20 protein-coding genes are annotated in these 26,129 nt (G+C 70.5%); 15 read left to right on the top strand and 5 right to left on the bottom strand.

What is annotated here, in order from left to right:
* Positions 1-52: 52 nt before the first annotated feature.
* On the bottom strand, positions 53-571 hold the full coding sequence (locus AC067Z_RS28095) for a hypothetical protein (protein ID WP_478792416.1): 519 nt from the start codon (positions 569-571) through the stop codon (positions 53-55).
* Positions 572-892: 321 nt separating this feature from the next.
* Here AC067Z_RS28095 and fmt point away from each other — a divergent pair, with 321 nt between their 5' ends.
* The 4 genes from fmt to AC067Z_RS28075 all read left to right on the top strand — a co-directional run bounded on the left by fmt (position 893) and on the right by AC067Z_RS28075 (position 7,471).
* Positions 893-1,837, top strand: coding sequence for a methionyl-tRNA formyltransferase (gene fmt / locus AC067Z_RS28090; protein WP_478792415.1), 945 nt, complete (start codon positions 893-895; stop codon positions 1,835-1,837).
* A gap of 137 nt (positions 1,838-1,974) precedes the next feature.
* Positions 1,975-3,408, top strand: coding sequence for an RsmB/NOP family class I SAM-dependent RNA methyltransferase (locus tag AC067Z_RS28085; protein ID WP_478792414.1), 1,434 nt, complete (start codon positions 1,975-1,977; stop codon positions 3,406-3,408).
* Between the two features lie 453 nt (positions 3,409-3,861).
* Positions 3,862-6,279, top strand: coding sequence for a CHAT domain-containing protein (locus tag AC067Z_RS28080; protein WP_478792413.1), 2,418 nt, complete (start codon positions 3,862-3,864; stop codon positions 6,277-6,279).
* Between the two features lie 94 nt (positions 6,280-6,373).
* The gene (locus AC067Z_RS28075; protein ID WP_478792412.1) at positions 6,374-7,471 is read left to right on the top strand and encodes an alpha/beta hydrolase family protein; all 1,098 of its coding nucleotides are present in this window, start codon (positions 6,374-6,376) and stop codon (positions 7,469-7,471) included.
* Between the two features lie 18 nt (positions 7,472-7,489).
* Here AC067Z_RS28075 and AC067Z_RS28070 read toward each other — a convergent pair whose 3' ends face one another.
* Positions 7,490-9,937: an MMPL family transporter gene (locus AC067Z_RS28070; RefSeq protein WP_478792411.1), complete on the bottom strand. Its 2,448-nt coding sequence runs from the start codon at positions 9,935-9,937 to the stop codon at positions 7,490-7,492.
* 201 nt (positions 9,938-10,138) lie between these two features.
* On the opposite strand from AC067Z_RS28070, the gene rpe reads away from it, so the two are divergent.
* From rpe to AC067Z_RS28050, 4 genes are all read left to right on the top strand, one after another.
* Positions 10,139-10,825, top strand: a complete 687-nt coding sequence (rpe, locus tag AC067Z_RS28065) for a ribulose-phosphate 3-epimerase (RefSeq protein WP_478792410.1) — start codon at positions 10,139-10,141, stop codon at positions 10,823-10,825.
* Positions 10,826-10,928: 103 nt separating this feature from the next.
* Positions 10,929-11,969 (top strand): sugar-binding transcriptional regulator, encoded by a 1,041-nt coding sequence (locus AC067Z_RS28060; protein ID WP_478792409.1) that lies wholly within the window; start codon positions 10,929-10,931, stop codon positions 11,967-11,969.
* Between the two features lie 104 nt (positions 11,970-12,073).
* A complete protein-coding gene (locus tag AC067Z_RS28055) occupies positions 12,074-13,585 on the top strand; it encodes a GuaB1 family IMP dehydrogenase-related protein (RefSeq protein WP_478792408.1) in 1,512 nt (503 codons plus the stop codon).
* Positions 13,586-13,736: 151 nt separating this feature from the next.
* Positions 13,737-14,612, top strand: coding sequence for an RNA polymerase sigma factor SigF (locus AC067Z_RS28050; RefSeq protein WP_478792407.1), 876 nt, complete (start codon positions 13,737-13,739; stop codon positions 14,610-14,612).
* Positions 14,613-14,787: 175 nt separating this feature from the next.
* Here AC067Z_RS28050 and AC067Z_RS28045 read toward each other — a convergent pair whose 3' ends face one another.
* Complete coding sequence (locus tag AC067Z_RS28045) at positions 14,788-15,201, bottom strand: ATP-binding protein (RefSeq protein WP_478792406.1); 414 nt, start codon at positions 15,199-15,201, stop codon at positions 14,788-14,790.
* 172 nt (positions 15,202-15,373) lie between these two features.
* On the opposite strand from AC067Z_RS28045, the gene AC067Z_RS28040 reads away from it, so the two are divergent.
* The 7 genes from AC067Z_RS28040 (at position 15,374) to AC067Z_RS28010 (ending at position 23,749) form a co-directional block, all read left to right on the top strand.
* A complete protein-coding gene (locus AC067Z_RS28040) occupies positions 15,374-17,815 on the top strand; it encodes a sensor histidine kinase (RefSeq protein ID WP_478792405.1) in 2,442 nt (813 codons plus the stop codon).
* Positions 17,808-18,245, top strand: coding sequence for a roadblock/LC7 domain-containing protein (locus AC067Z_RS28035; protein WP_478792404.1), 438 nt, complete (start codon positions 17,808-17,810; stop codon positions 18,243-18,245). Before AC067Z_RS28040 ends, AC067Z_RS28035 begins: the two co-directional genes overlap by 8 nt.
* Positions 18,242-18,613, top strand: a complete 372-nt coding sequence (locus AC067Z_RS28030; protein ID WP_478792403.1) for a DUF742 domain-containing protein — start codon at positions 18,242-18,244, stop codon at positions 18,611-18,613. Before AC067Z_RS28035 ends, AC067Z_RS28030 begins: the two co-directional genes overlap by 4 nt.
* A 315-nt stretch (positions 18,614-18,928) precedes the next feature.
* Entirely contained in the window at positions 18,929-20,395 is a 1,467-nt protein-coding gene (locus AC067Z_RS28025) for an amino acid permease (protein WP_478792402.1), read from the top strand.
* A 10-nt stretch (positions 20,396-20,405) separates the two neighbouring features.
* Complete coding sequence (locus AC067Z_RS28020) at positions 20,406-20,861, top strand: Lrp/AsnC family transcriptional regulator (protein WP_478792401.1); 456 nt, start codon at positions 20,406-20,408, stop codon at positions 20,859-20,861.
* Between the two features lie 335 nt (positions 20,862-21,196).
* Positions 21,197-22,000: a carbon-nitrogen hydrolase family protein gene (locus AC067Z_RS28015; RefSeq protein ID WP_478792400.1), complete on the top strand. Its 804-nt coding sequence runs from the start codon at positions 21,197-21,199 to the stop codon at positions 21,998-22,000.
* A 51-nt stretch (positions 22,001-22,051) separates the two neighbouring features.
* Complete coding sequence (locus AC067Z_RS28010) at positions 22,052-23,749, top strand: flavin monoamine oxidase family protein (RefSeq protein ID WP_478792399.1); 1,698 nt, start codon at positions 22,052-22,054, stop codon at positions 23,747-23,749.
* Positions 23,750-23,755: 6 nt separating this feature from the next.
* Here the strand turns inward: AC067Z_RS28010 and AC067Z_RS28005 are convergent, their stop codons facing one another.
* Both AC067Z_RS28005 and AC067Z_RS28000 read right to left on the bottom strand, forming a co-directional pair.
* Complete coding sequence (locus AC067Z_RS28005; protein ID WP_478792398.1) at positions 23,756-24,460, bottom strand: DUF5995 family protein; 705 nt, start codon at positions 24,458-24,460, stop codon at positions 23,756-23,758.
* A gap of 129 nt (positions 24,461-24,589) precedes the next feature.
* Positions 24,590-25,999, bottom strand: coding sequence for a uracil-xanthine permease family protein (locus AC067Z_RS28000; RefSeq protein WP_478792397.1), 1,410 nt, complete (start codon positions 25,997-25,999; stop codon positions 24,590-24,592).
* Positions 26,000-26,129 lie beyond the last annotated feature (130 nt).

The following is a 26,129-nucleotide window of genomic DNA, read 5'->3' as shown; positions in this document are numbered from 1 at the left end:
ACGCACACCGCGGAGGTCCCCCGCGCGGGAGCCTCCGCAGTGATGTGCGGCGTCAGCCGTTTCTCGGCGCCGGGAACGTGCCGGGGCGGGCCTCGTCGCGGAGCGCGGGCTGCGGAGGCATCGAACGTGCCGCGGGAACCGCGGGGACCGGGGCCAGGGGCGGCAGCGTGCGCGTCGTGCCTTCGGCCACGCGCTCCGGCTCGGCCGCACCCGGCTGGGGTGTGGCACGGCGCGCGCCGTAACGGCGGTGCACCGCCTGCTTGGTGACCCCGAGGGCCGAGCCCACCGCGTCCCAGGAGAAGCCGAGGGACCGGTCGAAGTCCACGGCCGCGGTCACCAGGGTCTCGACGCTGTCGCGCAGTTCCTGCGCGAGGCGGACGGTCGGGGCGGGGGCCCTGCCGTAGACGACGAAGCCCGTGGACGGGCCGGAGCGGCGCGGGCGGTAGACATTGCCCAGCTGGGCGGTGAGGGTGCGCAATGCGTCCACCTGCCGGCGGACCCGCTCGATGTCCCGTACCAACAGGTGCAGACTTGCCCGGGCTTGGGCGTCGTGGGTTGCGTGGTCGGCCATTGACAAGCCTCTCGAACCGGCGTTGAAAAGGGGTCGGGCCGCATCCGGGGCGGCCCGCTTGGGTCAATCTCTCTTGACCAACGCTCCGGCGGGCGATCTGGTCACGCTTCGGGGCGTATGCGCATATGCGCGGGGCGCACGGTCTCCCGTACGCCCCCTGCGGCCGGGCCCCATAGACTGGTGAGCTGCTCGTCACCGCACCGCCGCACCGCACGGCCGGTCCCGCGCGTCACCGAACGTCGTGTCACCGCACGGCCCGGTAGCGCGCGTTCGGCCGTCGTCAGTACGTACCGCACCAAGCCCGAGAGGCAGTCAGCACCGATGAAGCTCGTCTTCGCAGGTACCCCCGAGGTCGCCGTCCCCGCCCTGGACGCCCTGATCGCCTCCGGTCGGCACGAGGTCGCCGCCGTCGTCACCCGGCCCGACGCCCCGGCCGGCCGGGGCCGCCACCTGGTGGCGAGCCCGGTCGCGCAGCGTGCGGAGGAGGCGGGCATCGAGGTGCTCAAGCCGGTCAAGCCGCGCGACGAGGCGTTCCTCGCGCGGCTGCGCGAGATCGCGCCCGACTGCTGCCCGGTCGTCGCCTACGGCGCCCTGCTGCCCAAGGTGGCCCTCGACGTACCCGCACGCGGCTGGGTGAACCTGCACTTCTCGCTGCTGCCCGCATGGCGCGGCGCGGCCCCGGTCCAGCACGCGATCCTCGCCGGTGACGAGATGACCGGCGCGGCGACGTTCCAGATCGAGGAGGGGCTCGACTCCGGCCCCCTGTACGGCGTGATCACCGAGCCCGTCCGGCACACGGACACCAGCGGGGACCTGCTGACACGGCTCGCCTTCGCGGGCGCGGGACTGCTGGCGGCGACGATGGACGGCATCGAGGACGGCACGCTGCACGCGGTACCGCAGCCTGCCGAGGGCGTTTCGCTCGCCCCCAAGATCACCGTCGAGAACGCGCACGTCGACTTCAAGGCCCCGGCGCTGCGCGTCGACCGTGTCGTGCGCGGCTGCACTCCCGCGCCCGGTGCGTGGACGGTCTTCCGCGGGGAGCGGCTCAAGCTGATCCAGGTGGCCCTGACGCCGGACCGTACGGACCTCGCGCCGGGTGAGCTCGACGCGGGCAAGAACCACGTCCACGCGGGCACGGGATCGCACGGAGTCGAACTGATGTGGGTCCAGCCGCAGGGGAAGAAGCCGATGCGGGCGGCGGACTGGGCACGCGGGGTGCGCATCGCCCCGGGCGAGCACCTCGGCGACTTTGTGCGGGGCTGACCCGTCCGGGCGGCCGTCCCCGGGGCCCGCGCGGCGCCGCGGTCGCGGGGAGCGCACGGTGATCACGCCGCCCCTGTCCGCCGCCGCCGGGGGACTACCCTGAGAGAGTTCAACCCTCATCGAACGCGGAGCACCTTTTGAGCGAGCAGTCCGGTCGCCGTCCCCCCAAGCCCCACCGCCGTCCCAAGAAGGATCCCGTCCGGATCCTCGCCTTCGAGGCGCTCAGGGCCGTCGACGAGCGGGACGCGTACGCGAACCTCGTGCTGCCGCCGCTGCTGAAGAAGGCCCGCGCGAAGGACGACTTCGACGGGCGCGACGCGGCGCTCGCGACCGAGCTGGTGTACGGGACGCTGCGGCGGCAGGGGACCTACGACGCGATCATCTCGGCCTGTATCGACCGGCCGCTGCGCGAGGTCGACCCACCCGTACTCGATGTGCTCTCGTTGGGCGCGCATCAGCTGCTGGGCACACGTATCCCCACGCACGCGGCGGTGTCGGCGAGTGTCGAGCTGGCGCGGGTCGTGCTCGGCGACGGCCGTGCCAAGTTCGTCAACGCCGTGCTCCGCAAGATCTCCCAGGACGACCTCGACACGTGGGTGGAGCGCGTCGCTCCGCCGTACGACAAGGACGCCGAGGACCATCTCGCCGTCGTGCACTCGCACCCGCGCTGGGTCGTCTCCGCACTGTGGGACGCGCTCGGCGGCGGGCGTGCCGGTATCGAGGACCTGCTGGAGGCGGACAACGAACGGCCCGAGGTGACGCTCGTCGCCCGGCCCGGCCGCTCCACCACCGGCGAGCTCGTCGAAGCGCTGGGCGAGGACTCGGTCCTGCCCGGCCGCTGGTCGCCGTACGCCGTGCGGCTCGCCGAGGGCGGCGAGCCCGGCGCGATCCAGGCCGTACGGGACGGGAGCGCCGGTGTGCAGGACGAGGGCAGCCAGCTCGTGGCCATCGCCCTCGCCAACGCCCCGCTGGACGGTCCCGACCGGCGCTGGCTCGACGGCTGTGCGGGGCCCGGCGGGAAGGCGGCGCTGCTGGGGGCCCTGGCCGCGGGGCGCGGCGCCTCGCTGCTCGCCTCGGAGAAGCAGCCGCACCGGGCCCGCCTGGTCGGCCGGGCGCTGGCCGGCAACCCCGGCCCGTACCAGGTGATCGCCGCGGACGGGACCCGTCCGCCGTGGCGCGAGGGCACGTTCGACCGGGTCCTCGTCGACGTCCCGTGCTCGGGCCTGGGTGCGCTGCGGCGCCGCCCCGAGGCGCGCTGGCGGCGCCGCCCGGAGGACCTGGACGGCTTCGCGCCGCTCCAACGCGAGCTGCTGCGCGAGGCGTTGAAGGCCGTGCGGATCGGCGGCGTGGTGGGCTACGCGACGTGCTCGCCGCATCTCGCGGAGACGCGCGTGGTCGTCGACGACGTGCTGCGCGGCCGCGGTGGTCCGGCCGTCGACGCCGAGTGGGTGGACGCCCGTCCGCTGATGCCCGGCGTCCCTGCGCTCGGCGACGGTCCCGACGTCCAGTTGTGGCCGCATCTGCACGGCACCGACGCCATGTACCTGGCGCTGCTGCGCCGCACCGCGTAGGTCGCTCAGCCCGGCTGTAGGCCCTCAACGTGAGTGACCAATTCTCAGTTGATCTTGGCCAACCACGACCACTGCACAGTCAGCATGGCAGACGCCCCGGCAGTAGTGAAGCAAGCTGCTCTGAAGCGCAGTCGTCGACTGGCGTGGAGACGGTCCCCGGTCGGCGGAGTGATCCCTTGGCGGGCGTCGGTGACTGGTTCGAGTGGGGGGAACGGTGAGGCCCTCACCAATGTCTGGGGGATCTTGTCGTGCCGGTAATACCTTCAACCCCTTTTGGCGGCAATCCAGCCTCACCCACGGAGAGGTCCTGACAAGCTGGGGCGGTGCCTTGTCTGCGACACGACTGGCTCGCCTCCCCCGGCGCGCCCGAATCCTCTTGCACTGCTGAGCGAGCAGGGCAGATGGATGCCCGGCACGTGCCGCGTCTGATGAAGCTGGCGGAGGAACGAGGTTATGAAGAATTCTCCTGATGATCAGCCGGAGCACCAGAACCAGGCTGGCCAACCCGCTGATCAGATCGACCCGGTGGTCGCCGTCCGCCCACTCCCACATTTCTGGTCCAGCCAACACTTACCCCCGGCGACGGGCGGCAACGTGCTGGTCTTCGCCACTGCTCAGGACACATACGACATGTACGTTCCGCCGGATCGGCCCGGATTCAGGGACGTGGCCGGACGGCGCTACACCTCGGTATACGTCGTCAACATGCGTGATCATCACCTGCGCCTGGAACTGCTGTTGCCCAGTGCACAGGAGACGTTCTCCTTCCGGGCAGTCCTTTACCTGATCTGGCGGGTCTCGGATCCTGTTGCCTGGGTCGCGAGCGGCCAGCGCGATGCAGCGGCGCTGTTAGAAGCTGAGATACAAGAGCTTGCCCGGAGGGTCAGCCCCAGCTTCGGACGCGAGGAATCGGAGCACCTGGCCGGGGAGCTGGAGCGCCGCATTGAGCAGACGGAACTCCTGGCGGCAGTCGGACTGAGTGTGCGGGGTCAGCTGACCATCACACCGAGTGCATCCATAGGAGAAGGCGAACGCCACGCTCGCGAGACATCCTCCCGCGCATTCTTGTTAGAGGCGCCGCATGGGGAATCTCTGGAGACGGTGCGCCTATGGCAGGAGCAGTCACGCCAACGACAGCTGGTGGAACGCCAACTCCAGCAGGTGGAGCACCAACGGCTGGCGCGCCAACACAGACTGGAGGAGCTGAAGCGCCAACAGCAGACGCTCACACACGAACTGGAGCAGGTCAAGCAGGAGGCGCGCGAAAGGCAGGCGCGCGCGGTGGAGTTGGAGCGGCACCGGCAGGCGCTTACACGTGAACTGGAGCAGTTAGAGCAGGAGGTGCGGCGCCATTGGCTCATGCGGGGGCTGACCGCTCTGGGCTTCTCAGCCGGTGGCCCACCATCGGCACCCCTAGATGTGGCAAGGCTCCTATTTGAAATAGAGCCTCGCCGTTTGGTGGCGGAACTTGCTGAGCAGGCTTCGCCAGCTCGTGAAGTGCCGCTGCAGGTACAGATCACCTGTGGCGGCGAGGCGGGTGTGGCGCTGCGGACGTTCGCCATACCCGCCGAGGGTGCCAGGGTGCTCATTACGGTGCATGCACCGGGGATGCTGGCGTTGGGTGATCTGCAGCAGGAGGTGCTGGTCGAGGCGGGCCGGGACTCCGACGTGCTGCGGTTCGGTCTGCGCACGATGCGACCGGGACTGCACTCGGTGACGGTCCGTGCGTTCCGCGGTGGATCATTCCTGGGCGAGCTGCAGATGCAAATGTCCGTCGAGTCGGGGGTGCCTGCTCGAGACGGGCCGCCGCGCAGCGCGCCCCTGGAATCGCTCGCCTTCGACCCGGGCGAGGTGACGTTGCAGGTCCTCAAGGCGGCAGACGGCACCTACAGCTTTCAGCTCCTCAGCGAGACCAGCTACGCCCCTGAGGCGTTCAAAGTGAGGGCAGGAGACCCGAGGCAGGCCGTGGAGGACATCTACCGCGAGCTGCGGGCGGTCGCGGCGGCAGCTAGTGACGGCACCGACGCTAAGGAGGTGCGCGAGCAGCTACGCGATCTTGGGGTGGCGCTGTGGAGGGCTGCGGTGCCCGCCGGTGTACGGAATCACTTCTGGCAGGAGGCCGGCCGCATCCGCGCCTTCACCGTGCTGGGTGAGCACGACTTCGTACCGTGGGAGTTGCTGTATCCGCTGGACGGGACGCAGGAAGGCGATGGCTTCCTTGCCGAATGGCTGCCCATCGTCCGCCGGGTCTTCGGCCAGGACCGGGTGCGACAACTCGTCCTGCCGCAGGCAACATTCGTGGTCCCGCCTGGCTCACCGCCGGAAGCGGAGCTGGAGGTCACAGCTTTGCGAGCCAGGTTCGGCTCCGAAGTGGCGTACGGCGGCACGCTGACCCACCGCGCCGAAGTCCGGAACTTGGTCCGCGGCGGCTTGGCCGGTCTACTGCACTTCGCCTGCCACAACGCATTCACCGACGCCGGTTCCCGGGTCGTCATGGCCGACGGCGCCTTCAGCCCCAGAGACCTGTCGTATGCCGAGGGGGCTGGTGCACTGCGCGCGACGCGTCCGCTGGTGTTCTTCAACGCCTGCCGCAGCGCCGGGCAGGTCGACTGGTATTCCTCGCCCCTCGGGTGGGCCTCGAAGTTCCTCGAGGCTGGCGCAGGGGCATTCGTGGGCACGTTGTGGCCCGTCCGCTCCGATTCCGCGCTGGCCTTTGCGGACGCCTTCTACGCACACCTGGTCACCGACGGGCTGCCGTTAGGGGAGGCCTCGATGAAGGCCCGCCAGGCCATTCGGGACCGCCACGGTGACCCCACGTGGCTGGCCTATGCCGTATACGGGAGCCCGGCCGCCCGTGCAACCACCGCTTGACCGCTCCCGCACCTCACTTGATGAATGGAGAAGCATGGACGAGCCGGTCTTCATTATCCATGGCGTAGGTAACCGCGACCGTGACGGCTTCATAGTGACCGTCGCTGCACTCGGGGCGTCTGCGGGGCTCGCTGTGTCGCCGGTCTACTGGGGCGACCTTGGTGCCGACGACACGTTCGTCGACCTGGCGCTGCCGCTGCGACACAGCTCCGGGCTGCGCGACGCGGCTCCCGAAAATGCTGATGCTGCTGAGGTCCTCACCGCGCTGCTGGGCGGCACCGCGGCTGCGGGCCTGGGCATTGACCCCCCGCCCCCGGTACGTGCGGGTGTCCGTGACGTCATGGGCAGCGACGCGGACAGAGGTCTGCGCACCAGCGACCGGGATCCCGAGACGGAGCAGTTCGTCCTGGAAACTCTGGCCGAGCAGTGGCCTGCCACGCGCTGGCTGTCGAGCACCGACGACGAGGCCCTGCTCCGCGAGACAGGGAGGGCCATCGCCGAAGCAGTGACGTCCGAGGCGGACGACTCGCACACGGGACTGCGCGGACCAGGAGCAGACCGGGAGAAGCAGCGCGGCCTGATCCGTCGCCGCCTGGACAATCTCGACCGGGTCGCCGGCGCCGCCATGCAGGCGGTCGCCGGACGGGTCAACCACAGCCTGCGCACCCGCTACGGTCCTGCAAGCACACGGTTCCTGGGCGACGTACTGGTCTACCAGCGCCACCGCGCTGCCATCCAGGCACGGGTGCGGGATCAGATCGCCGCCGTCGACCCGCTCCTGGGCACCGGCCCTGACCACCGGGTACGGGTGGCCGCACACAGCCTGGGTGGCGTGATCGCCGTCGACATGGCCACCGCCCAGCACCCGCTGTGGATCTCCTCACTGGTCACCTTCGGCTCCCAGTCCGCCTACTTCCACCTGTGCGATCCGCGCGGCGGCCAACTCCTCCCGTATCGTCACGAGGAGCCGGTCGCCCTACCCCAGTCACTGGCCCGCTGGACGAACCTGTGGCAACCGCTCGACGTCCTGGCCTTCGCCGCCTCACGCGTCTTCCGCCTCGCCGACGGAACACCACCCCTCGACGTCCCCGTGCGCCATACGGCCAGCGCCGGACTGTGGACCCACTCGGAGTACTGGGACATGCCGCAGGTCGCTACAGCCATCGCCGAAGCCATGCACCCGGCCGACTGACCTTACAGACGGAGTTGGTCACTCATGCCCTGACCGTAGCGCGCGGGCCCGAGTGCACCCAGAGGCGCGCGGCACCTCCCGCGAGCGGTGGCCCGTCCGTGGAGGCGGTGATTGCCTCATCACTGGACCGCCGGTGCGGGGCGCCGACGTCGTGATCCAGGCGAAAGACTGTACGCCGCCGGACATTGGCCAAGATCGTGAGACGAACCAAGCCTGGCCTCCAAGTGAGCCAACCAAGAAGCCGCAGGTTGAGCCGTCAGCAATGGCCATCAGAACTGAGAACCTACAGCCCGCCGGCCGGCCCGCCGACTCCTTCGGCGGGGGCACGGCCGCGGCGTCGCCGTCCTCCCGCGACAACCGGTGCGGCCACCAGACCTTCGGGCCCACGTCCAGGAACAACGAGGTCACCAGGACCGAGCGCACCACGAGCGTGTCCAGCAGCACGCCCAGCGCCACCGCGAAACCGATCTCGGCGAACGCGACCATCGGCAGCGTGCCGAGCGCCGCGAACGTGCCCGCGAGCACCAGGCCTGCCGAGGTGATCACCGCTCCCGTGGCCGCGAGGCCCGTGAGCACGCCGGGCCGGGTGCCCTGGCGCCGGGCCTCCTCACGGATACGGGTGGTCAGGAAGATGTTGTAGTCGATTCCCAGTGCCACCAGGAACACGAAGACGAACAGCGGGAAGTCGGTGGACTCGCCCGCGTAGTCGAAGAGGTACCGGAAGGCGAGCGCGCTGAGGCCCAGAGCGGCCGCGAAGGACAGCACGACCGTCCCGATGAGGACCAGCGGAGCGACCAGGCACCGCAGCAGGGCCATGAGCACCAGCAGCACGACGGCCAGCACCAGCGGGATGATCACGATGTTGTCGCGCGTCGTCGCCGCGTCCATGTCGAGAAGCGCGGCCGTGCCGCCGCCCACCTGGGCGTCCGCGTCCGGCACGGCGTGCACCGCGTCCCGCACCCGTTCGACGGTGTCCCTCGCCGCCTGGCTGTCGGCCGGGTCCGTCATCGTGGCCTCGAAGAGCACGCGTGACTCGTGGACCGGTTTGCTGCCGGGCGGCACGGCCGACGAATCCGGTACGACCCCCTCGGTGCGCGCCACCGCCTCGCCGACCGCGCGGGCCTGCGCCGCATTGCTGACGATCACCAGCGGGTCTCCGCTGCCCGCGGGGAAGTACGTCGCCTGGACCTCCTGGCCGGTGATCGAATCGGGCTTTCCGGTGAACGAGTCCGCGTTGCTGATCCCCTGAGCCCGCAACTGCGTGAGCCCCAGCGCGCACACCACGAGGGCCATGGCGGTGGCGGCCCAGACCTGCCGCGGGCGACGGGCGATCCGCTGCCCCGTGCGTGCCCAGAAGCCGCGCTCCGTGGGCTCGGGCGTGCCCAGGTGCGGAACGGCCGGCCAGAAGAGCCAACGCCCGAAAATCACCAGCAGCGCGGGGAGCAGCGTCAGCATGGCCGCCAGGGCGACCGCCACACCGATCGCCGCCACGGGTCCCAGGCCCCTGGTGGAGTTCATCTCCGCCGCCATCAGCACCAGCATGCCGAGCACGACCGTGGCGGCACTGGCCAGCACCGCCGGCCCCGCACGGTGCAGGGCGAGCGCCATCGCCTCGTGCCGGTCCTCGTGACGGCGCAGCTCCTCGCGGTAGCGGGCCACCAGCAGCAAGGCGTAGTCCGTGCCCGCGCCGAAGACCAGCACGGTGAGAATGCCCGCGCTCTGCCCGTTGACGGTCAGCCCTCCGTGCTCGGCCAGCAGATAGATCAGCGCCTGCGCCGCCGAGAGGGCCCCGATCGCCGCGATCACCGGCACCAGCAGCAGCGTCGGGCTGCGATAGGTGATCAGCAGCATCACGACGACGACGCCGAGCGCGGCGAGCAGCAGTGTCGAATCGATGCCTTCGAAGGCCTCGGAGAAGTCCGCCGAGGTGCCGCCCGGGCCGGTGATGTGCACAGCGAGTCCCGCGCCGCCCGTTCCCGTGACGTCACGGATCGAGTCCACCGCCGGTGCGATCCGCTCCCAGCCCTCCTCGTCCATGGTGATCGGTACGAAGACCTGGGCGGCCCGCGGATCGGCGGGCCGGTCGAAGACCGGACCGCGTGTCTCGTCACCGCGCACGCCGTGGTCGCTCAACTGCTTGATCCCGGCGACGTCCTCGGCGATCCGCGCCCGGTCCCGTGGGGTGAGGCCGTCCTCCCGTGCGTAGACGACGATCGCGGGGATGACCTCGGGCCGGAAGTCCTCGGCCTCGTGCAGGACTTGGGTGGACTCGGCACTGCCGGGCAGCCAGGAGGCCGCGTCGTTGTCCTGCGCGTCGGTCAGCTTCTGGGCCAGGGGGAACGCCAGCATCATCACGGCGATCCAGAGGATCAGGACGATCCACTTGCTGCGCCGTCCGCAGACGAGAAGCGCCACGCCTCGGCGTGGCGGTGCGGGTGATGCGTTGCGCTGCTGTGCGTCCGCCATGACGCTCCCAACACTCCGGGCGGGCCGGCGGCGGGCACCCGGGCGGACTGGTCGAAGGCACCGGACCGCGGGACGGAAACCCCGTACGGGCGGCGGAATGGCCGGTATTGCGGTGGGCTGTGCGGATCGTGCGAGGCCTTGGTCCATACCCGGTACCGTCCCGGGGAGGGGAAGTGCCCGGGAACATGGCAGGCTTGGCACATGGCCGTTCAGATCAACCCCAGTATCCTCTCCGCGGACTTCTCTCGCCTGGCGGAGGAGGCCAAGGCCGTCGAAGGGGCCGACTGGCTCCACGTCGACGTGATGGACAACCACTTCGTGCCCAACCTGACGCTGGGCGTGCCGATCGTGGAATCCCTCGCCAAGGCGACGGACACCCCGTTGGACTGCCATCTGATGATCGAGGACCCCGACCGCTGGGCTCCCGCGTTCGTCGAGGCCGGCGCCGGGTCCGTCACCTTCCACGTCGAGGCGGCGGCCGCTCCGGTGCGTCTCGCCCGTGAGATCCGGGCCAAGGGTGCGCGTGCCTCGATGGCGCTGAAGCCCGCCACGCCCATCGAGCCGTACGAGGACCTGCTTCCCGAGCTCGACATGCTGCTGATCATGACCGTGGAGCCCGGATTCGGCGGGCAGGCGTTCCTCGACATCATGCTGCCGAAGATCCGCCGCACCCGGGAGCTGATCTCCAAGCACGGCCTGGAGCTCTGGCTGCAGGTCGACGGAGGTGTGTCGGCGTCGACGATCGAGCGGTGCGCGGAGGCGGGCGCGGACGTGTTCGTGGCCGGATCCGCGGTCTACAACGCAGACGACCCGGCCGCGGCGGTGCGGCTGCTCCGTGACCAGGCCGCGGCGGCGACGGCGTCCGCGGCCTGGGCGTGCGGACACTGAGCGAATGCGCCGTCGGACGCGCTTGTTCAACCGTTGTTGGTCCATCCGGGACGATCAGGGACCGGCGGATCTGACAGGATGACGGATCCGGGAGTGTGTACGTGTGTACAGCAGTGAGGAGATCGCGGTGACTGCTAGGCCGGCGGGACGGTCCGCCCTGCGGATGGGGCCCGCTGAGCTGGTGCAGGCGGCGGCCATGGCGCGTCGCTTCTATCTCGAGGGCAAATCCAAGATCCAGATCGCGGAGGAGTTCGGCGTCAGCCGCTTCAAGGTCGCCCGGGTCCTGGAGACGGCACTCGAGCGTGACCTCGTACGGATCGAGATCCGCGTCCCGGCGGAGCTGGACGCGGAGCGCTCCGACGCCCTGCGCGCCCACTACGGGCTGCGGCACGCGGTCGTCGTCGAGTCCCCGGCGGAGGCCGACGAGTCGCCCGACCCCGAGAACCTGGGCGAGGTCGCCGCGGACCTGCTCGGCGAGCTCGTGAACGAGGGGGACGTGCTGGGCCTGGCCTGGGGCCGCTCCACGATCCACATGGCTGCCGAGCTGCACCGCCTGCCGCCGTGCACGGTCGTGCAGCTCACGGGTGTCTACGACGCGGGCACCGCCGAGCGCGGCTCCGTCGAGGCGGTACGGCGTGCGGCCCAGGTATCGGGCGGCGAGGCCCACCCCATCTACGCGCCGATGCTGCTGCCGGACCCGGCCACCGCCGCGGCGCTGCGCCACCAGACCGGCATCGCCCGTGCCTTCGAGTACTTCGACAAGGTGACCGTCGCCTGCGTCTCCATCGGCTCCTGGGAGCCGGGCATCTCCACCGTGCACGACATGCTCTCGGACGAGGAGCGCGCCCACTACGCCTCGCTCGGCGTGGCCGCGGAGATGTCGGCGCACCTCTTCGACACCGAGGGCCGCCGGGTCGGGCGCGACCTGGGGGAGCGCTGCATCACGGTGGAGGCCGACCGGCTGCGTCGCATCCCCGAGGTCGTGGCGATCGCGGGCGGCCAGCGCAAGGCCGAGGCGATCGCGGCGGTGCTGCGCTCCGGTCTCGTCACCAGCCTGGTGACGGACACGGCGGCCGCCGACCTGCTGCTGACGGCGCAGCCCGGCCAGCGCCCGGCACTGGAGCGGGCGGACCCGGACGACTGAGGGGCGCCGTCGCGGCCTCGGCAAGCATTCGGGTGATCGTACGAAGTCACCCCCTCTGACCTGGACGATTGTCCCGGACGGGTCAGGGGTGTCGGCATGGGAGAATGAAGTACGTGCGTTTCCCCGGCTGCAATGCCCGGGGGTCACCTCCGATCGACTGGGATGTTCAGCACGTGCGTTTCCTCAATGACCAGAAGCCGCCGTACGACCTGACGTACGACGATGTGTTCATGGTGCCGAGCCGCTCGGCCGTGGGTTCCCGCCAGGCCGTGGACCTGTCCTCCCCCGACGGCACCGGCACGACCGTCCCGCTGGTCGTCGCCAATATGACGGCCATCGCGGGCCGCCGGATGGCCGAGACCGTCGCCCGTCGCGGCGGGCTCGTGGTGATCCCGCAGGACATCCCGATCGACGTCGTCACCGACGTCATCTCCTGGGTGAAGACGCGGCACCTCGTCCTGGACACCCCGATCGTCCTCGCCCCGCATCAGACGGTCGCGGACGCGTTGTCGCTGCTGCCGAAGCGTGCGCACGGCGCCGGCGTCGTCGTCGACGACGAGCAGCGGCCGGTCGGCATCGTCACCGACCACGACCTGGCCGGTGTGGACCGCTTCACGCAGCTCTCCGAGGTCATGTCCAAGGACCTGCTCCTGCTCGACGCGGACATCGACCCCCGCGAGGCCTTCAACACGCTCGACACGGCCAACCGCCGCTACGCCCCCGCCGTGGACACCGAGGGCAGGCTCGCCGGCGTCCTCACGCGCAAGGGCGCGCTGCGCGCGACGCTCTACAGCCCTGCCGTCGACGCCGGGGGCAAGCTGCGCATCGCCGCCGCCGTCGGTATCAACGGCGATGTGGCGGGCAAGGCCAAGCAGCTCCTCGACGCGGGGGTCGACACGCTCGTCGTCGACACCGCACACGGCCACCAGGAGTCGATGATCAGCGCGATCAAGGCCGTGCGGGCGCTCGACCCGCAGGTGCCGATCGTCGCGGGCAACATCGTCGCCGCCGAGGGCGTGCGCGACCTCGTCGAGGCGGGCGCGGACATCATCAAGGTGGGCGTGGGCCCGGGTGCCATGTGCACCACCCGCATGATGACCGGTGTGGGCCGCCCGCAGTTCTCGGCGGTCCTGGAGTGCGCCGCCGAGGCGAAGAAGTACGGCAAGCACGTCTGGGCCGACGGCGGTGTCCGTCACCCGCGCGACGTCGCCATGGCGCTCGCGGCCGGTGCGTCCAACGTGATGGTCGGCTCGTGGTTCGCCGGGACGTACGAGTCCCCGGGCGATCTGCAGCAGGCCGCCGACGGCCGGCTGTACAAGGAGTCCTTCGGCATGGCGTCCGCGCGTGCCGTACGCAACCGCACCAGCGAGGAGTCCGCGTACGACCGCGCCCGCAAGGCGCTGTTCGAGGAGGGCATCTCCCACTCGCGCATGTTCCTCGACCCGACGCGTCCCGGTGTCGAGGACCTGATCGACTCGGTCATCGCGGGTGTGCGTTCCTCCTGCACGTACGCCGGTGCCGGCTCCCTGGAGGAGTTCGCCGCCAACGCCGTCGTCGGCGTCCAGAGCGCCGCGGGCTACGCCGAGGGCAAGCCGCTGCACGCCAGCTGGAGCTGACGTCTGCCCCACGGGCCGCACGTCCGGCTTCCGCGCCTTTCGCGCGGGGGCCGGACGTCGTTGTTCGCGCACCGGAAAAATTTCCGTGCATGCCCAAGGACATCCGGGGTAGGCGCGTCTTCGCACTGACATCGGAGCAGGGGAGGACGTAGTGTCCACGGCGAGCACGGTCCCGACCGAACGCACGCAGCTCGGAGTACGGCGCCCGGAAATGGCGGAGCTCGACCTTCCGGACGTGCCGAACCCGGGGGAGGTTGCACCCAAGGACGCACGCGAGATCTCCAGGTCATTCTTCGTCAGGCTCGACTCCCTCGACGAGGGCACACACGAGTACCAGTACGTACGCAACACGTTGATCGAGCTCAATCTGGCCCTGGTGAAGTACGCGGCCGGCCGTTTCCGCAACCGCGCGGAACAGATGGAGGACATCGTCCAGGTCGGCACCATCGGCCTGATCAAGGCGATCGACCGGTTCGAGCTCAGCCGCGAGGTGGAGTTCGCGACGTTCGCCGTCCCGTACATCGTCGGTGAGATCAAGCGGTTCTTCCGTGACACCAGCTGGGCGGTCCATGTGCCGCGCCGACTGCAGGAGTTGCGGATCGATCTGGCGAAGGCCGTCGACGAGCTCTCCCAGAAGCTCGACCACACCCCCACCACCGCCGAACTCGCCGAGCACCTGGGGCTGGACGAGGAGGAGATCATCGAGGGCGTCGTCGCGAGCAACGGCTACACGGCCGGTTCGATCGACATGCCCATGGACGACGCCTCCGATCACGCCGCGGTGCCGCTGTCCGACCGGCTCGGCGCGCCCGACGCCGAGCTGGAGACCGCGGAGAACGTGCAGGCACTCAAGCCGCTGATCAAGGAACTCGACGACCGTGACCGCAGGATCCTGCGGATGAGGTTCGGCGAGGAGATGACGCAGTCGGAGATCGGTGAGGAGCTGGGCGTCTCCCAGATGCATGTGTCCCGCCTGCTGTCGCGCATCACCGGGCGGCTGCGTGAGGGGCTGCTCGTGGTGGAGTGATTCCACCGCCCCTTTCCGGGCGGCGCAACGCCGCTGCCCCGCCAGAACCGCATTCCCCCCACGGGAGAAACGGCGCCCCGGCCGACCGGGGCGCCGTTTCTTGCAATCAGGCTCAGTGAGCCAGGCTCAGTACAACCAGCAGCCAGGGTCCAGGGTCAGTACGGGGCAACCAGGCTCAGTACGAGGTCGTTGCCGGGGTGGCCGGGCGCATCCAGGTCGCCTCGACCCGCTTGCCGTAGGGCTGGGGGCAGACCTCCACGCGGCCCGCGAGTCGCTGCACCATGTGCCAGCCGAAGCCACCGCTGCCCGAGAGGTCGGGCGTCCGCTCGACGGGCGGCAGCGGGCTGGAGTCGTCGATGCCGATGACCAGCGTGTCCGCGCCCGCCGTGAGGTGCAGCCGCCACCAACCGGCAGTGTGCCGCACCGCGTTGGCAACGAGTTCGGACACGACGAGCAGCACTGCGTCCAGGTCGGCCCAGGGGCAGTGCTGCAGCAGGAAGTCCGCGGTCGCCGTCCGGGCGCCCGCGCTGTGCCTGCTGCTCTCCAGGTGTGGTGATTCCTCGATCACCACATGGGGCTGTGCGTTCATCACGGCTCGCATACCCAGTTGTCGCTCTTTTATCAAGGGTGGTTCGAGATCATTCACGTTACCAGCGGATACGTTGCGCTGCGCATGCCAATTCCCGTAGCTTGACTGCCCCTACCGAGGGGTAACCGCGGTCGGGCGGACAGTTCTTGGAACGATGTGCTCAGGGGCCCCTATGCGCCGGCGACTCCGCCGTCCCACGATCCGCGGCCGGATCGTGACGCTCACCGTCATCCCGGTTGTCGCTCTCATGCTGTTGTGGACGTTCGCCATGGTCTTCGTGACCGGCGACCTCAGGGCACTGATCCGGGTCCAGGGCGTCTACGAGTCCTTCGGCACACCGATCGACACGGCCGTCGGACAGATCCAGATCGAGCGCCGCCTCACCGCGCAGTACCTGGGCACCGACAAACCCGACCGGCAGGCTCCCCTCGCCGCCCTCATGCAGCAGCAGCGCGTCACCGACCGCGCCCTCGCAGCCATGTACGAGGCGATCGGCGACAGCGAGCGCCGGGAGGACCTCACCGACCGCCAGCGCAGTTCCGTCGACGCCATGGCCGGTGCCGCGGGAGGACTCGAGGACCTGCGGGGGCGCGTACTGGCCGGAACGATCGGCTGGGACCGCGCGGTCGAGGCGTACACCGAGGTCGTCGAGCCCACCTTCGACGTGCAGTCGCAGCTCACCGCACTGCAGGCCGGCCGCCTCGCCCGGGAGGGCCAGGTCGTGATCGAGCTGGTGCGCGTGCGGGAGTTCGTGTCCCGCGAGGACGCGTTCGTCGCCGGGGCCCGCGCCGCCGGTGACCTGACCGACGTCCAGTACGACACCCTCACGGCGACGATCGAGGACCGCCGCGTCTTCCACCGGACCTACGTCGCCGACCTGCCGGGCGACTCCCGGCGGCTGTTCACCGAGTTCGAGCGCGGTCCCGAGTACCGCGCGCTGACCGCGGGCGAGGACGCGCTGCTGCGTGCCGGCGCAGCCCGGGCCGGGAAGGCGATCGCGGCCGATTCCTGGCGCACGACCACCGACAGGGCCGTCGTGCGGTACATGGAGCTGTGCACCGAGTCCGCGCTGAACACCGCCGGCCGCGGCCGGGACTACGCCTACCGGGAAATGATCAAGGCTGCCGTCGTGGGCGTCGTCGGACTGCTCGCCGTCGGGCTGTCGATCTGGCTGTCCATGACGAGCGGCCGCCGGATCTCCCGCAGACTCGAGGAGCTGCGCGACGCCGCCGACATCCTGGCCACCCGTCAGCTCCCCGAGGTCATGGAACGCCTCGCGGCCGGTGAGGAGGTGGACGCCGCCAGGGTGGCGCCCCCGCTGGACTTCGGAGGCGACGCCCGGGGGCGCGCGGAGATCGACGAGATCGCCCAGGTCGGCCGGGCCCTCAACACGGCCCGGCTCGCGGCCGTGGAGGCCGCCGTCAAGCAGGCCACACTGCGCCGCGGGGTCTTCGCCGTCCTGCTCAACATCGCCCGCCGCAACCAGGCGCTCGTGCACCGCCAGTCCAAGCTCGTCGACACCCTGGAGCGGCGCGCCGAGGACCCGGACACCCTCGACGACCTCTTCAAGATCGACCACCTGACCACGCGCATGCGGCGCCACGCCGAGGGCCTGATCATCCTCTCCGGCGCCGCGCCGGGGCGACGCTGGCGCAAGCCCGTTCCCGTCGTCGACGTCGTGGCCGCCGCCGTCGGCGAGATCGAGGACTACACACGCGTCGTCGTGCCGCCCATGGCGCCGGTCGGCATCGGTGCGGACGCCGTGGCCGACGTCGTGCACCTGCTCGCCGAACTCGTGGAGAACGCCGCGGCGTTCTCACCCCCGCACACCCAGGTCACCATGCGATCGAGCGAGGTCTCCGGCGGGTTCGTGCTGGAGATCGACGACCGCGGGCTCGGTATGGACGTGCACGAACTGGCCGAGGCGCAGGGCACACTGGCCCGTCCCGGCGACTTCGACCCCGCCCAGGACGAACGGCTCGGCCTCTATGTCGTCGGCCGGCTCGCCGAGCGGCACGGCATCGGGGTGACCCTCACCAGGTCCCCGTACGGCGGCACCACGGCAGTGGTGCTGCTGCCCAAGACGATTCTCGCGGCTGTCGACCCGCTCGACGCCGCCGTGCCCGGGAGCCGGGACCCCGAGGCCCCGGCCCACGGGCACACGGCGGACGCCGCCCCGGACACACCCGGGCATCCCCGCACCCGCCTGCGCCTGGCCGACGAACCGGCCTCCGCCCCGGGCGGATTGCCCCGCCGCGAGCGGACGGTGCCCGGCCCCGCTCCCTCACCGGCCGGCGGGAGCACGCGGGACGACGCCCCGGCCGGGCCCGCCGTACCCGAGGACCTCCCCGTCGGTGAACCGGGCGCGACACCGTCGCACCCGCTGCCGACCCGCGTACGGCAGGCATCGCTCGCCGCGCCGCTGCGGGAGGCGCCTGCGCGCGAGGACGGGCCGTCCGGCCGTGACGTGTCCGCCGACGAGATGCGGTCCATCTTCGGCTCCTTCCAGCGCGGACTGGACCGGGGACGCAGGGGCGAGCCCGCGAGTCCGGAGACCGACGGCGGGACCCCGCGCCCCGGCACCACCCAGGAAGGGACCGACGACCATGTCTGACCACGACCGCGCGGAGGAGACGGCGCAGTCCGATCTCGGCTGGCTCCTGGACGAACTGCTGGCAAGGACCGACAACGTCCGCCAGGCGGTGCTGCTGACCGCCGACGGCATCGCCACCAGTGCGTCCCGGGGCATGCCGAAGAGGGACATCGACCATCTGTCGGCCGTCTGCGCGGGCTTCCACAGCCTGGCCGCCGAGGCGGGTTCGCGTTTCGCGGCGGGCAACGTGCGGCAGACCATGGTCATGCTCGACGACGCGTACCTCTTCATCACCCCCGCAGGGGACGGCAGCAGACTCGCCGTGCTCTCCGACTTCGGTACCGACGTCGGTCAGCTGGCGCACGAGATGTCGTTGCTCGTCAAGCGTGTGGGCCGGCACATGGCGGTGCCCGCGCGCCGGGCCGACGAGGTCGCCGACACCAGACCGTGAGCGACCACCACTGGTACGAGGACGAGACCGGCCCCCTGGTGCGGCCGTACACCGTCACCGGCGGCCGTACCCGTCCCGACGCCGCACACCGCCTCGACCTGATGGCACGCGTCACCGCCGTGCCCGGAGCCGTCCCCGGCCCCGGCACGGACCACGCCCGCAGCTCGCTGCTGGAACTGGTGCGCCGCGGGGCACGCCCGGTTGCCGAGGTCGCCGCCGACGCGGATCTGCCGCTCACCGTCGTGCGCGTGCTGCTCGCCGACCTCGCCGAGGCCGGACTCATCGAGGTGTCCGCACCCGTGGCCGGACCCGGCGTGCAGGACCCCGCGCTGCTGCGCGAGATCGCCGACCGGCTGCGCCGGTTGTGACCCCGGGCGGGCACCACGGAGCTCCGTGCGCCGGAGAGTTGCCCGCCCCCGGCTGACGCGCGGTACGACGTTCTCTTTCACCCGAGCGCAATGTTTCCCCGTGCCGTGCGTGAGCGCGCAATGATCGTCCGCCGATGCGCAACAACGGTGCATTACGGCTGTGAGCTGCGGACTCGTAGGCTCGGGCCCCGTACCTGGAGTGGCGGCGACCGTCTGCTCGGCGGTCTCCTCACCCATGCGCGGGCGTGCTTCGCCGTGCGCGGAGGCCGCCGGGGGTCGCCCCTCGCCGACCCGCAGCGATGAAGGAGCCCCCGCGTGCTTGACCACGGCGCAGCACCGCCCGCGACCGAGCCATCGCCGTCCCCGAACACCGGGCTCGGCGCCCGGCTGATGCGGCGCAAGCCCGTCGAGCTCCTGGTCGCCGAGGGCGGACAGGGCGAGGGCGGCGCACTCCGCCGGTCCCTGACCATGTGGCAACTGACGATGATCAGCATCGGCGCCACGCTCGGCACCGGAATCTTCGTCGTGCTCGGCGAAGCCACTCCGCTTGCCGGGCCCGCGGTCGCGATCTCGTTCGTCCTCGCCGGGCTGACCGCGCTGTTCTCGGCGCTGTCGTACGCCGAACTCGCCGGCTCCATCCCCGTCTCCGGCTCCTCGTACTCCTACTCGTACGCCACCATGGGCGAGCTCGTCGCCTGGATCTGCGGCTGGTGTCTGGTGCTGGAGTACGGCGTCTCGGTGGCGGCCGTCGCCGTCGGCTGGGGCGAGTACCTCAACGAACTGCTCGACGGCACCATCGGCGTGACCATTCCGGCCTCGGTCTCCGCACCGCTGGGCGAGGGCGGCTGGATCAATCTGCCGGCGCTCGTCGTCGTCCTGCTCGCCATGGTCTTCCTGATGGGCGGCGCCAAGGAGAGCGCGCGCGCCAACAGCATCATGGTCGTGGTGAAGATCGTGACGCTGCTGCTCTTCTGCGGCATCGGCTTCCTCGGCATCAAGGCCGGCAACTACACCCCGCTCGCACCGCTCGGCGTCACCGGGATCAGCGCAGCGGCGGCGACGCTCTTCTTCTCGTACATCGGCTTCGACGCCGCGTCGACCGCGGGCGAGGAGGCGAAGAACCCCAAGCGCGACCTGCCGCGCGCGATCATGCTGTCGCTGCTCGTCGTCACCGTCCTGTACTGCCTCGTCGCCCTGGTCGCCGTCGGCGCCATGCCGTGGCAGGACTTCGAGGGCACCGAGGCTGCGCTCGCCCAGATCATGAAGGACGTCACGGGCCACAGCTTCTGGAGCGTGGTGCTCGCCGCGGGCGCCGTCGTCGCGATCGCCAGCGTCGTGTTCGCCGTGCTGTACGGCCAGACCCGGATCCTGTTCGCGATGTCCCGCGACGGCCTCGTGCCCAAGGTGTTCGCCAAGGTGGACGAGCGCACCGGTACGCCGCGCGCCAACACCGTCATCGTCTCCGCCTTCTGCGGAATCCTCGCCGCGACCATCCCGCTCGGTGAGCTCGCCAATGCCACCAGCATCGGCACGCTGTTCGCGTTCGCACTGGTCAACGTGGCCGTCGTCATCCTGCGCTACACGCGCCCCACCATGAACCGGACCTTCCGTGTGATGCTCTTTCCGCTCACGCCGGTGCTCGGGTTCGCGTTCTGCGTCTGGATGATGTTCAGCCTGCCCGGCGTCACCTGGGCGGTCTTCGGTGGCTGGATGGTCGCGGGCCTCGTGTTCTACTTCCTGTACGGCCTCCGCCGCTCCCGACTCGCGACATCAGAGAAGTGATCCACCCGCAGTGCGACTGAACGATCTCGACGAACGCATCGTCCACGCCCTCGCCGAGGACGCCCGCCGTTCCTACGCCGACATCGGCGCGGTGGTGGGCCTGTCCGCTCCCGCCGTGAAGCGAAGGGTCGACCGGCTGCGCGCCGAGGGCGCGATCACCGGCTTCACCGTGCGGGTGGACCCCGCAGCGCTCGGCTGGGAGACCGAGGGCTTCATCGAGATCTACTGCAGCCGCAACACCTCTCCCGAGGCCATCGAGCGCGGTCTGAAGCGCTACCCGGAGATCGCGTCCGCCTCCACCGTCACCGGTGACGCGGACGCGATCGTCCAGGTCTTCGCCGCCGACATGCGCCACTTCGAGCGGGTGCTGGAACGGATCGCGGGCGAGCCGTTCGTGGAACGCACCAAGTCCGTCCTGGTGCTCTCGCCGCTGCTGCGCCGCTTCTCCTCCGGGGCGCCGGCCTAGGTCGCCCTGGTTCCCGGCGGGCGGCGGTGTCGCGCCGCTCCAGGGGGCGTCCCCGGGCGCCGAGGGCCCGCGGCGCGGGCCGGATCCGTACCTCCGACGCGGGATCCGCACCTCCGGCGCGGGCCGGATCCGTACCTCCGACGCGGGATCCGCACCTCCGACGCGGGCCGGATCCGTACCTCCGACGCGGGTCGCGCAACGAATCACCGGTCCGCCCGGATATGACGCAACGGATCGACCGTTTGCGCGCAACGGTCGCGCCTTGTCCCGGCCGAATCGGGGACCGTACCTTTTTAGACGTCTCCCGTTCACCCGCACCATGCCCGAGGACAGCCATGCCGCCGTTGCGCACCGCCCTGCTCCAGAGTTCCGGCCGGCCGGGCTCGGTCGCCGAGAACCTGAAGGTGCTCGACGAGGCCGCCGGCCGTGCCGCGGCCGCCGGTGCACGGCTGCTGGTTACCCCCGAGATGTTCCTGACCGGATACGCGATCGGCGACGCCGTGCCGGAGCTGGCCGAGCCCGCCGACGGCCCCGGCGCCCACGCCGTGGCCGAGATCGCCGTACGCCACGGCCTCGCGATCCACTACGGCTACCCCGAGCACGGCGAGGAGCCGGGGATCATCCACAACTCCGCCCAGCTGATCGGCCCGGCCGGCGAGCGCCTCGCGAACTACCGCAAGACCCATCTCTTCGGCTGCTTCGAGCAACAGTGGTTCACGCCGGGGGACACGCCCGTCGTCCAGGCCGAGCTCGACGGCATCCGCATCGGCCTGCTGATCTGCTACGACGTGGAGTTCCCGGAGAACGTCCGCGCCCACGCGCTGGCCGGAACTGACCTGCTGCTCGTGCCCACCGCGCAGATGCACCCGTTCCAGTTCGTCGCCGAATCACTCGTGCCGGTGCGGGCCTTCGAGAGCCAGATGTACATCGCGTACGTCAACAGGACCGGCCCGGAGGGCGAGTTCGAGTTCGTCGGGCTCAGCAGCCTCGCAAGCCCCGACGGCATCGTGCGCACTCGCGCGGGCCGCGGCGAGGAACTCGTCATCGGCGAGGTCGACCCCGTACTGCTCGGCGCCTCGCGCGAGAACAACCCCTATCTGCGCGACCGGCGCCCCGGCCTCTACGGCTCGCTGAGCTGACACCCCCACCGCTTCCCGCCACATTCTTTCCGTGCAAGGAGTCCGTACCCCATGACGTCCACGGTGCCCACCACCGCCGTCCAGCACAGCGACGCGCAGCCGCCGATCACCATGTTCGGTCCGGACTTTCCGTACGCCTACGACGACTTTCTCGCCCACCCGGCGGGGATCGGCCAGATACCGGCGACCGAGCACGGCACCGAGGTCGCCGTCATCGGCGGCGGCCTCTCCGGCATCGTCGCCGCGTACGAGCTGATGAAGATGGGCCTCAAGCCCGTCGTCTACGAGGCGGACAAGATCGGCGGACGGCTGCGCACCGTCGGCTTCGAGGGCACCGGCACGGACGAGCTGACCGCCGAGATGGGCGCGATGCGCTTCCCGCCCTCCTCCACGGCCCTGCAGCACTACATCGACCTGGTGGGTCTGACCACCCGGCCGTTCCCCAACCCGCTCGCCCCCACTACCCCGTCGACCGTCGTCGACCTCAAGGGCGAGTCGCACTACGCCGAGACCATCGACGACCTCCCCCAGGTCTACCGCGACGTCATGGACGCGTGGAACGCCTGTCTGGAGGAGGGCGCGGACTTCTCCGACATGAACCGCGCCATGCGCGAGCGCGATGTGCCGCGCATCCGCGAGATCTGGGCGAAGCTCGTGGAGAAGCTCGACAACCAGACGTTCTACGGCTTCCTCTGCGACTCCGAGTCCTTCAAGTCCTTCCGGCACCGCGAGATCTTCGGCCAGGTCGGCTTCGGCACCGGCGGCTGGGACACCGACTTCCCCAACTCCATCCTGGAGATCCTGCGCGTCGTCTACTCCGAGGCCGACGACCACCACCGCGGCATCGTCGAAGGCAGCCAGCAGCTGCCGCTGCGCCTCTGGGAGCGCGAGCCCCAGAAGATCGTGCACTGGCCTCTCGGCACGTCGCTGTCCTCACTGCACGACGGCGACCCGCGGCCCGCCGTGACCCGGCTCAACCGCACCGCCGGCAACCGGATCACGGTCACCGACGCGAGCGGGGACATCCGCACGTACCAGGCGGCCGTGTTCACCGCGCAGTCCTGGATGCTGCTGTCGAAGATCGCGTGCGACGACACGCTCTTCCCCATCGACCACTGGACGGCGATGGAGCGCACCCACTACATGGAGTCCTCCAAGCTGTTCGTGCCGGTGGACCGGCCGTTCTGGCTCGACAAGGAGGAGGTCACGGGCCGCGACACGATGTCCATGACGCTCACCGACCGGATGACGCGCGGCACCTACCTGCTCGACAACGGGCCGGACAAGCCCGCCGTGATCTGCCTGTCCTACACCTGGTGCGACGACAGCCTGAAGTGGCTCCCGCTGTCCGCGAACGAGCGGATGGAGGTCATGCTGAAGTCCCTCGGCGAGATCTACCCGAACGTCGACATCCGCAGCCACATCATCGGCAACCCGGTGACGGTGTCGTGGGAGAACGAGCCGTACTTCATGGGCGCGTTCAAGGCGAACCTGCCCGGCCACTACCGCTACCAGCGTCGTCTGTTCACCCACTTCATGCAGGACCGGCTGCCCGAGGACAAGCGGGGCATCTTCCTCGCGGGGGACGACATCTCGTGGACGGCCGGCTGGGCCGAGGGCGCCGTGCTGACCGCGCTGAACGCCGTCTGGGGCGTGATGCACCAGCTCGGCGGGGCGACCGACCCCTCCAACCCGGGGCCCGGCGACCTCTACGACGAGATCGCGCCGGTCGAACTGCCGGAGGACTGACCCGCTTCAGCGCCAGGGGGTGAGCAGGCAGTGGCCTACGAGCCCCACCCCGGCGTCCAGACGCTCGGTGAACTCCTCGGCGAGGTCCGGCAGTCCGCGCAGCCCCCACAGCAGCCGGGCTGCCGACCAGGCGCCGTCGCGGGCCCGCTCCAGGCTCCACGAGCCGACGAGATGGGTCAGCGGATCGGCGATCTGGAGCAGATCGGGACCCGGCATGAGGTCCTCGCGGATGCGCTCCTCCAGCAGGACGAGGATGTCGCCGACGCGGTCGAACTCGCTCTCCAGATCGGCGGGTTCGCAGCCGAGCGCACGGCAGGTGTCCACGACCGCGAGCGCCAGGTCATGGCCGATGTGGGCGTTGATCCCGGCGAGCGCGAACTGCAGCGGGCGTACACCGGGGTGTCGGCGGTACTGGAACAGCGGGCGCCAGCAGGCCGGCGGCCGCCGGCCCTGCGCGACGTCCTCTACGACCGCGAGGTAGCGGTGGGCGAACAGCACGTCGAGTGTGGCCGCCGTGCCCCCGTCGGGGAAGTGCCCGGCTCCGATGTGGTGGCCGATCTCCCGGGTCACGGCGAGGTAGACGCGGTTGAACACCGCCAGCCCGTCCGCGGCCGGCCAGTTTGACCCCACGGCGGCCATCCGCTCCACCACGGAGTCCACCGCGGCCGGAGCGCACCCCGCCCGCACCGCGAGCTGTTCCCTCTGCGCCATGGCTGCAGCGTCCCAGGCCACGGCCCGGCGACACGGTGACGGGCCGTGGCTTCCCCAGAAAGAGGGACGTTTCCGCGGTTCGGGCGCCCAGGCCGCTCGCCGATCCGCCTGATCCGAACGAAACACGCCCTAGCGGGAGTCCTCGTCCGTGCCGTCCTTCGTGTCGTACGAGGAGGTGCCGGAGTCGAGCAGCGGGCCCGGTGCGTGCGGGTCCTGCTTCATGTGGGCGGGGGCGAAGGCGCGCAGCACGTGGTAGCCGGTGATGACGACGAGGGTGCCCAGGGCGATGCCGCCGAGTTCGAAATTGTCGGTGATCTTGAGGCTGACGCCGCCGATGCCGATGATGATGCCCGCGGCGGCCGGCACGAGATTGAGCGGATTGCGCAGGTCCACCCCGGCGTTGATCCAGATCTGTGCGCCGAGGAGGCCGATCATTCCGTACAGGATGACGGTGATGCCGCCGAGCACTCCACCGGGGATCGCGGCCACGACGGCGCCGAACTTGGGGCACAGACCGAAGAGCAGGGCGAATCCGGCGGCGGCCCAGTAGGCGGCCGTGGAGTACACGCGGGTGGCCGCCATGACGCCGATGTTCTCGGAGTACGTGGTGTTCGGCGGGCCGCCGACGGCGGTGGAGAGCATCGACGCGGCGCCGTCGGCCGCGATCGCGGTGCCGAGCTTGTCGTCGAGCGGGTCGCCGGTCATCTCGCCCACGGCCTTGACGTGTCCGGCGTTCTCGGCGATCAGCGCGATGACAACCGGGAGGGCGACGAGGATGGCCGACCATTCGAAGCTCGGTGCGTGGAAGGACGGCAGCCCGATCCAGTCGGCACTGCCGACTGCCGACAGGTCGAGCCGCCAGTGGTCGACGGCCTCGGCGCCGCCGGCGGGGGAGTGGATCTTCCCGAAGATGCGGTCGAGCGCCCAGGACAGTCCGTAGCCGAAGACCAGCCCGAGGAAGATCGCGATGCGGGAGAGGAAGCCGCGCAGACACACCACCGCGAGTCCGGTGAACAGCATGACCAGCAGCGCGGTCCACTGGTCCTGCGGCCAGTACGTGGAGGCGGTCACCGGGGCGAGATTGAATCCGATGAGCATGACGACCGCGCCGGTGACGATCGGCGGCATCGCCGCATGGATGATTCGTGCGCCGAACCTCTGCACCGCGAGGCCGGCCAGGAACAGCGCCGCGCCGACTACCAGCACGGCACCGGTGACGGTCGCGCTGTCGCCGCCGGACGCGCGGATCGTGGCGGCCACGCCGACGAAGGAGAGCGAGCAGCCGAGGTAGCTGGGCACCTTGCCGCGCGTCGCGAGCAGGAAGATCACGGTGGCGACGCCGGACATCATGATGGCGAGGTTCGGGTCGAGTCCCATGAGGACGGGGGCCACGAACGACGCGCCGAACATGGCGACGACGTGCTGGGCGCCGAGGCCGGCCGTCCGCGGCCACGACAGCCGCTCGTCGGGGCGTACCACGGCGCCGGGAGCGGGGGTCCGCCCGTCGCCGTGCAGGGTCCAGCGCACGCCGAGGTTCACGGGCCGCTCCACTTCCACAGATGTCGATGATCGGCGCCATGCTAATGGGCCGCGCAGCTCCGAGTCCCATCCGTGAATCGTGCGAGAGGCGTTGCCAGTCGTACCTGCCGGGCCTACGCTCGCACGATCT

This window comes from Streptomyces sp. NPDC043812 (assembly GCF_056436245.1).
The sequence above is the reverse complement of the archived record's forward strand: the minus strand, read 5'-3'. Positions and strand labels throughout refer to the sequence as shown.